The sequence below is a fragment of the Nonomuraea sp. NPDC051941 genome (genome assembly GCF_044593615.1).
The window spans coordinates 59030-64816 of sequence record NZ_JBIUCF010000059.1 but is presented as its reverse complement, the minus strand read 5'-3'; the positions used below and the strand labels follow the sequence as shown (position 1 = coordinate 64816).

The 5787-nt window shown below is 67.3% G+C and carries 5 protein-coding genes; 2 read left to right on the top strand and 3 right to left on the bottom strand.

The genetic code is table 11. From position 1 onward, the window contains the following. On the top strand, window positions 1-1560 hold a 1560-nt coding region (locus tag ACIHFD_RS57725), incomplete at its 5' end, for a tetratricopeptide repeat protein (RefSeq protein ID WP_397374178.1). A gap of 120 nt (window positions 1561-1680) precedes the next feature. Further along, the gene (locus tag ACIHFD_RS57720; protein WP_397374177.1) at window positions 1681-1893 is read left to right on the top strand and encodes a hypothetical protein; all 213 of its coding nucleotides are present in this window, start codon (window positions 1681-1683) and stop codon (window positions 1891-1893) included. Between the two features lie 167 nt (window positions 1894-2060). On the opposite strand, the gene ACIHFD_RS57715 is transcribed toward ACIHFD_RS57720, so the two are convergent. The 3 genes from ACIHFD_RS57715 to ACIHFD_RS57705 form a co-directional block, all read right to left on the bottom strand. Further along, window positions 2061-4310 carry a tetratricopeptide repeat protein gene (locus ACIHFD_RS57715; protein ID WP_397374176.1) on the bottom strand — a complete coding sequence of 750 codons (2250 nt, stop codon included), beginning with the start codon at window positions 4308-4310 and terminating at the stop codon, window positions 2061-2063. A gap of 73 nt (window positions 4311-4383) precedes the next feature. Beyond that, window positions 4384-5040 (bottom strand): recombinase family protein, encoded by a 657-nt coding sequence (locus ACIHFD_RS57710; RefSeq protein WP_397374193.1) that lies wholly within the window; start codon window positions 5038-5040, stop codon window positions 4384-4386. Between the two features lie 184 nt (window positions 5041-5224). Continuing rightward, window positions 5225-5787, bottom strand: a 563-nt coding sequence (locus ACIHFD_RS57705; protein WP_397374175.1) for a tetratricopeptide repeat protein, incomplete at its 5' end; no start/stop codon positions are given.

Sequence of the window (5787 nt, the reverse complement as noted above, 5' to 3'; positions counted from 1 at the left end):
CCCGACACCCTGACCTCGCGCAACAACCTCGCCGGCGCCTATCGGTCGGCGGGGGATCTGGGCCGGGCCCTCCCACTGTTCGAGGTCACGCTGGCCGCTCGGGAGCGGGTGCTGGGCGCCGACCACCCCGACACCCTGACCTCGCGCAACAACCTCGCCGGCGCCTATCGGTCGGCGGGGGATCTGGGCCGGGCCCTCCCACTGTTCGAGGTCACGCTGGCGGACTGCGAGCGGGTGTTGGGCGTCGATCACCCCGACACCCTGTCCTTGCGCAACAACCTGGCCAGCACCTATGAGGAGGCGGGGGATCTGGGTCGGGCCATCCCGCTGTTTGAGGTCACGCTGGCCGCTCGGGAGCGGGTGCTGGGCGCCGACCACCCCGACACCTTGACCTCGCGCGACAACCTGGCCGGCGTCTATCGGTCGGCGGGGGATCTGGGTCGGGCCATCCCGCTGTTTGAGGTCACGCTGGCCGCTCGGGAGCGGGTGCTGGGCGCCGACCACCCCTCCACCCTGACCTCGCGCAACAACCTGGCTGGCATCTATGAGGAGGCGGGGGATCTGGGTCGGGCCATCCCGCTGTTTGAGGTCACGCTGGCCGCTCGGGAGCGGGTGCTGGGCGCCGACCACCCCTCCACCCTTCAATCACGAAATAACCTCGCCCACGTCTACCAGGAGGCGGGGGATCTGGGCCGGGCCATCCCGCTGTTTGAGGTCACGCTGGCGGACTGCGAGCGGGTGTTGGGCGCCGACCACCCCTCCACCCTGACCTTGCGCGGCAACCTCGCCCACGTCTACCAGGCGGCGGGGGATCTGGGCCGGGCCATCCCGCTGTTTGAGGTCACGCTGGCCGCTCGGGAGCGGGTGCTGGGCGCCGACCACCCCGACACCTTGACCTCGCGCAACAACCTCGCCGGCACTTACCAGGAGGCGGGGGATCTGGGCCGGGCCATCCCACTGTTCGAGGTCACGCTGGCCGCTCGGGAGCGGGTGCTGGGCACCGACCACCCCTCCACCCTTCAATCGCGCAACAACCTCGCCGGCACTTACCAGGAGGCGGGGGATCTGGGTCGGGCCATCCCGCTGTTTGAGGTCACGCTGGCCGCTCGGGAGCGGGTGTTGGGCGCCGACCACCCCTCCACCCTGATCTCGCGCAACAACCTCGCCTGCGCTTATGAGTCGGCGGGGGATCTGGGCCGGGCCATCCCACTGTTCGAGGCGACGCTGGCCGATCGGGAACGGCTACTGGGCGCAGACCACCCCTCCACCCTGAACTCGCGCAACAACCTGGCCGGCGTCTATCGGTCGGCGGGGGATCTGAGGCGCGCCACCCTGCTGTTTGAGGTCACGCTGGCCGCTCGGGAGCGGGTGCTGGGCGCCGACCACCCCGAGACCCTGAACTCCCGCAACAACCTCGCCTGCGCCTACCAGGCGGCGGGGGACTTGGGCCGGGCCATCCCGTTGTACGAACGCACGCTGACCGACTGCGAGCGGGTGCTCGGCGTAGACCATCCCGGAACGCGAACCGTACGGGCCAATCTGGCGACGGCGCTGGGATAGTGCACCGCAGAGAGAGGCGTTCATCCCTCTAAGTTGGCGAGCTTTGCGCCGTGGGTTCTTGGGCAGGCCATGACGAGATCGGCCAGTCCGCGCCCCACCTTCTACGGAATCATGCCCAGCGTGGCCCGCCTGCTCGACTGGCTGATCCGGCACCACTCCAGGACGGCAGGACGCACCATCGGTGAGATCGTCGGCGAAGCCGAGCGACGACTGAAGGTGCCCCGACCGGTCAGCGAGGAGTCGATCGCGAGTGCACTGGCCTTTGACGGCATGCTCGACGCTGAGACGCGCGAGAGCTTCCCGGCCCGCGAGGAGTCTGAGTGCAGAAATTAGCGATAGAGATGATCATGGCCAGCTATCACAGATAATGAGCCATTATCTGCGCCAGCGTGAGTGCCGTCCTGGGAGAACAGCCCGCTGCGGCGGCGGTGACCCTCCCTGTTATCTGCGATAGAGCTCGCGGTGGCCGCCAGTTGCGAACGGCCGTCCCACAAAGCGGGCTAGCGAGGTTCTAGAGGCGGCGGGGGGCTGGGCTGTTCGGTTTCGCGTGCATGCTGGAGGCGCTGGTGAAGGTTGTGAGCGTGGCGAAGGTGGACGTGTGCTGTCGTGTGATCGCCGGCGGATTGGGCCAGGCGGGCGAGTTCGGTGTGTGCATCGGCTTGTCCTTGGACGTGGCTGATCTGGCTGGCGAGGGCGAGGGCGGTGGTGGCGTGCTCATGAGCGGTGGCCAAAGCGCCTAGTCCGCGGTGGACGACGGCTAGGTTGTAGTGGGTGTCTGCCTGGTTCATGAGATCTCCCAGATCCTGGAACAGGGCAAGGGCCTGATCCAGGTGGGCTTGCGCGTCGTGGTAGCGGCTCAGGTGCTTGTCAAGCATGCCGAGCTGCCGGTGGCAGATGCCGATGCCACGGCGTTGCCCGGCCCGCTCGAACAGGTCCATTGACCGGGCGAGGTGTTCGCGTGCCGTGGTGTAGCTGCCTTCCAACCGGTCGAGGATGCCGAGGTTGGAATGGGCGAATGCCTGTTCCACGAGGTTGTCGCCTGAAGAGGCGACTTCAAAGCAGAAGGTGGCGTGCGCCCGGGCCTGGGCGAGGTTGCCGAGCCACTTGTGGACATTACAGAGCTCGTGGTGGATCACCGCTTGGCCGACTCGGTTGCCGACTTGGATGTACAGCTCGAGCGAGGTCTGAAAGCGTGCGAGCGCGGTGAGGTAGTTGCCGGTGCGCATGTCGACCAGGCCGAGGCTTTGATGCATGGCTGCCTGGCCGAGGGTGTCATTGGTGTGCTGGGTAAGGCTCAGCGCCTGGCTGTTCAGTTCGATGATCTCGGTGTAGAAGCCTCGCATCCGCTGGTAGGACTCCAGGTTGTAGACCAGCCGCCATGCATAGGGGGAGCCCGCGGACAGGCATCGGCGGGCCACGGCGAGGAGATCTGCGTGCTGCCGGTCGAGCCATCGCAGCACGGCGACATCTGATTCGTGCCGGGCAGGTGGCATGCGGCTATCGCCTCTGTCGGTATCCATGTAGGTGACGGAGTCGCTGGAGTCGAGCAGAAGAACCATGGCGTCGATGGTGCTGTTCGTGTATCGGAAAAGCCGTTCGTCGGCCGTGGCCAGGTGTCTGGAGCTGTCGTGCTTTCCGGATTCGATCAAAGCGACGGCGCGCACGGCGTCGTGCATGCGATAGCCACCGCTGGTGCGGTTGTCCGCGACGAGCAGACCGCGCTGGTAGAGGGTGGCTAGCAACCTGGTGGCCTCGTCGGCTGGCTGGTCGGCAAGGACGGCGGCGATGGGAGCGCTGATCAGCGAGCCGGGGTAGTGGGCGACGCGGCGGAGCACGAGGCGGGCGGGTTTGGTTAAGGCCGCAAGGGAGCGGGCGAATGCGGCTGCGGTCTCGTCACTGATTGTTCCCGCAGAAGCGGCGCGGATGTCGTGGCCAGGGTTGGCCGCCTTCAGGTCGCTAATTTGTCGGATCGCGAGTGGGAGCCGGAAGGTGGCGGCGATCGCGGTGACCGCCTGGGGGTCGTTCAGTCCGGCACGGCGCAGGATGGCTCCGGCCAACTGGGCGGCCTGGCTGCGGGTGAACGGTTGCAAGGTGATGCTGTGGTCGGTGTCGAGGCCGATCAGCACGTGGCGGGTAGTAATCAAGATCGCCGATTCTTCGGCTGCAGGTAGCAGCGGGCGGATCTGTTCGGCGGTGTCGGCGTCGTCCAAGACGATCAGCATTTTCTTGCCTGTGGTGGCGGTCCGCCAGGTGCGGCTGAGCGCTGTCACGCTGGTGGCGTTTGGATCGGGCGGTACGTTGAGGGCGTTGAGCAGGGTGCGCAGCGCTGCGGTGCTGGTCAATTGGGACTCGGTCGCGGCATAGGTGCGCAGGCCCAACCAAAACAATCCGTCGGGGTAGCGTGCGGCCAGTGCACGGGCGGCGCAGATGGCCAGCTCGGTCTTTCCGGTCCCAGGCATGCCGGTAATGACCATGATGAGAGGTCCCGGTCGGTTTCCCTCAGGAGAGGGGGCTGTCAAGCGGCGCAGGTCCTTGGTGCGACCGATGAAGACCCGGGTGCCCGACGGAGGCTGCAGCACCGAACCGGCCTGCGGATCGTCCGTCTGGAGCGTCGCTGGGTATGGCGGGTTGCCGCGCGGCAGGGCGATCAGCGTGCTGGCGCTCACCAGGCTGGTCGTCAGGACCAGTCCCCCGAACAGCCACCAGTTCCACGTCATGGTGAGCAGATTGGTGAGTCCTCCGGCCGCCACGCCAGCTATCGGACCCAACGCGACGATGACCAGACGCCCTCGCCGCTGAGCCCGTAATCCACCTGCCATCGGATCACCTCATGTTGCTGTCGACCGGGTCGATGATCTGGGAGTTCGCACGCAGTTCCCGTAGGTCGGGGATGTGGTTGTAGAGCGTGCCCGGGCTGACGCCGAGCAGTCTGGCGATCGAGGTGATCGAGTTCTCCGGATTCGGCAACATGTCGCGGGCCGCGCGCAGCAGTTCGGGGGTGATGACGGTGGGGCGGCCGCCGGTGCGGCCGCGGGCCTTGGCGGCGGCCAGCCCGTCGCGGGTGCCAGCGACGATGAGTTCGCGGATGAACTCGGCCAGGGCGGCGAAGACGTGGAAGATGAGCCGGCCGCCGGGGGTGGTGGTGTCGAGGTTCTCGTGCAGTGAGGTGAAGCCGATCTCGCGCTTGCGCAGCTCGCCGACCATGGTGATGAGGTCGGCCAGGGACCGGCCGTAGCGGTCCAGCGACGGGACGACCAGGGTGTCGCCTTCGTTCAGGAAGGCGTGGCAGGCGGCGAGTTCGGGTCGCTCGGCGCTCTTGCCGGACTTCTTGTCGGCGAAGACGCGTCGGCATCCGGCGGCCTTGAGTGCGTCGAGTTGGCGTTCGAGGTTCTGGCCCGCGGTGGAGACGCGGGCGTAGCCGATGCGGATCTCGCTGCGGTAAGCGGGGAAGGCGGCCAACGGGTCGGCGGGCGGCTGCAAGACGTCAGTCACGTTCGCCATCCTCTCAACAAACGGTGTTCAGAGGTTGTTGAACAGCCGAGGTTGTTGAACGAGTTTTTGAAGGCGTTTCGGGGCTCTGGAACGCCACTTTCAAGATCTTCAAAAAACGATCGTTAAATGAAACCTCGCCCATGCGTCCACCATCGCCTTGGCAGTGCCGCCACTATGCAGTGCGCCCCCGAGCATCTCTCGCGACAGCTGCTTCAAGGTTTCGCTGGACGATTCGAGTAGTGGGATGGTCACTGCCGAGCACCCGCTCGCAGTCGGCGAGCGCGGCCACGAACAGCGGGATGGCCCGGCCCGGGTCCCCCGCCGCCTCGTAGGCGCTGGCGAGGTTGTTGCGGGAAGTCAGGATATTGGGGTGGTCGGGGCCCAGCACCCGCTCATGATCGGCCAGCGTGGCCTCCAGCAGCGGGATGGCCCGGCTCAGATCGCCCGCCGCATAGTAGGCGCCGGCGAGGTTGTTGCGGGAGGTCAGGGTGTGGGGGTGGTCGGGGCCCAGCACCCGCTCTCGATCGGCCAGCGTGGCCTGGTGCAGCGGGATGGCCCGGCCCGGATCGCCCGCCGCCTCGTAGGCGCGAGCGAGGTTGTTGCGGGAGGCCAGGGTGTCGGGGTGGTCGGCGCCCAGCACCCGCTCTCGATCGGCCAGCGTGGCCTGGTGCAGCGGGATGGCCCGGCCCACATCCTCCGCCGCCTCGTAGGCGCCGGCGAGGTTGTCGCGGGAGG